1 protein-coding gene and 2 pseudogenes are annotated in these 2126 nt (G+C 76.4%); 2 read left to right on the top strand and 1 reads right to left on the bottom strand.

From position 1 onward, the window contains the following. Both MCBG_RS03605 and MCBG_RS03600 read left to right on the top strand, forming a co-directional pair. A pseudogene (locus tag MCBG_RS03605) lies at positions 1-1184 on the top strand (sensor histidine kinase); the annotation flags it as partial. Beyond that, positions 1181-1807: a response regulator gene (locus MCBG_RS03600; protein WP_043323860.1), complete on the top strand. Its 627-nt coding sequence runs from the start codon at positions 1181-1183 to the stop codon at positions 1805-1807. The pseudogene MCBG_RS03605 and the gene MCBG_RS03600, both read left to right, overlap by 4 nt. Before the next feature lie 5 nt (positions 1808-1812). Here MCBG_RS03600 and MCBG_RS03595 read toward each other — a convergent pair. Next, a pseudogene (locus MCBG_RS03595) lies at positions 1813-2126 on the bottom strand (RraA family protein); the annotation flags it as partial.

Genomic DNA, 2126 nt, shown 5'->3' with positions numbered 1-2126 from the left:
GACACGCTCGCGCGGATCCTGCTGCTGGATCTCAAGCGGCATCGGCTACCTGGTCGTCGGCGTGCACGGCCGCCCCGGGCCCCACCGGAACGCAGTGGGCGCTGGCGGTCCCGGCGTTTCTCCTGGCGCTGTTGTGCCACCGCCGGCCGCTGCTGAACCTGCTCCTCCAGTCGGCGCTGCTCGCGGCGGCGTTCCCGCTGGTCGACGACGTGATGATCAACCAGGTCGGCGCGAGCTGGGCGCTGCTGGAGCTGACCATGCGGGCCACCCGGCCGCGCACGATCTGGCTCGGCGCCGGGCTGCTCGCCGCCGTCGACCTGACCAATTTGATCGGCGAACCGGTCCGCACAGCGCTGACCGGGCTGTTCGGGCTCGCCGTCACCGTCTGCCTGCCCCTGCTGCTCGGGCTGGTCGTGCGGACCACGAGGGAGCTGAGCCGGCAGGCCGAGGAGCGGGCCGAGGCGGACCGGCGCCGGCGCGAGTCGGAGAGCCGGGCGGCCCGCGCCGACGAGCGCGGCGCCATCGCCCGGGAACTGCACGACGTGCTCGCGCACCACGTCGCGTCGATGGTGCTGCGGGTCGGGGTGGCCCGGCACGTGCTGCCCGACCTGACCTTTGGGTCGGCGCTGTGTTCGACGACGTGCACGCCACCGGCACGGCGGCGCTGACCGACCTGCGGCGGCTGGTCGCGGTGCTGCGTGACCGGACGGCGTACGCGGCGACGCCGCCCTGACCGCGATCGAGCCGTCGGCGCTTCCGGCGGCGCTCGGCGCGGCGGTGGACCGGGCCCGGCAGGCGGGCGTCGTGGTGGAGGCCGACGTCGACCCGGCTGTCGGCGCGCTCGACGCGGTACGCGGCCAGGCGGTGCTGCGACTGACCCAGGAGGCGTTGACGAACGTGGCGAAACACGCGGGCGCGGAGGCGCGGGCCCAGCTGACCGTGTCGGTCGAGGACGGCGCGGTGCACTGGGCGGTGTCCGACGACGGGCGGGGCGCGGCGCCGGCCGGGGTGCCCTCCGGCGGCGGCCACGGCATCGTCGGCATGCGGGAACGGTGGAGGTGCTCGGCGGTCGGCTGGAGGCCGGGCCCACCGGGTCCGGCTGGCGGGTACGGACCGTGCTGCCGGCGGCCGGGCCCGCCCCCGACACGCCCCGCCCCCGCGCGGGCGCGCCGGAGCCGGCGTGATCCGGGTGCTGCTGGTCGACGACCAGCACCTCATCCGGGCCGGTCTGCGGATGCTCTGCGACGCCCAGCCCGACCTCGACGTGGTCGGCGAGGCCGACAACGGCCGGGACGCGATCGCCCTCGCCGCCCGGCTACGGCCCGACGTGGTGGTGATGGACCTGCGGATGCCCGGCGTCGACGGCATCACCGCGACCAGCCGGATCCTCGCCGACCGGCCCGCCACCCGGATCATGGTGCTCACCACGTTCGGCGACGACGACCACCTCTACCCGGCGCTGACCGCCGGCGCCTGCGGCTTCCTGCTCAAGGACGCGCCCCCGGCCGACCTGCTGGACGGCATCCGCCGCGCCGCCGCCGGGGACAGCCCGTTCAGCCCGGAGATCCTGCGCCGGCTGGTCGAACGCGCGGTGCACGCCCGCGCCGGCGCGCCCCGGCGCGCGGCCGAGCTGACCGCCCGCGAGCGGGACGTGCTGGACCTGGTGGCCGACGGACTGTCGAACACCGAGATCGCCGACCGGCTGCACATCGGCGTGACCACGGTGAAGACGCACATCACCAGCCTGATGACGAAGACCGGCAGCCCCAACCGGGTACGCCTGGCGCTGTGGGCGCGCGGCGGCTGAGCGGCTCACTCCTCGATCGCGCCGCCCACGGCGCGCAGGTGCGCCCGGAACGTCAGCGCCGGGTCGGCCGCGCGGGCCGTCAGGTAGGCGGCGAAGCCGACCTGCGACCGCAGCGACTCGCCGGCCCGGATCCGGTCGGCCTGCCGCCGCTCGGTGTCCCGGATGGACTCGGCCAGGTCGAACAGCTCCCCGGCCCGGTGGGCGGGCACGAACAGCACGCCGTCGTCGTCGGCCAGGGCCAGGTCCCGCGGGCCGACGGTGAACGACCCGACCCGGGCGTGCTCCAGCGCCCCGTCCGGGCGCGGGTCCAGCTCCAGCG

The sequence above is a fragment of the Micromonospora sp. M42 genome, assembly GCF_000568915.1.
Taxonomy (GTDB): Bacteria; Actinomycetota; Actinomycetes; order Mycobacteriales; family Micromonosporaceae; genus Micromonospora; species Micromonospora chalcea.
Note: the sequence above shows the minus strand (reverse complement) of the source record. Positions and strands in the feature narration are given on the sequence as shown.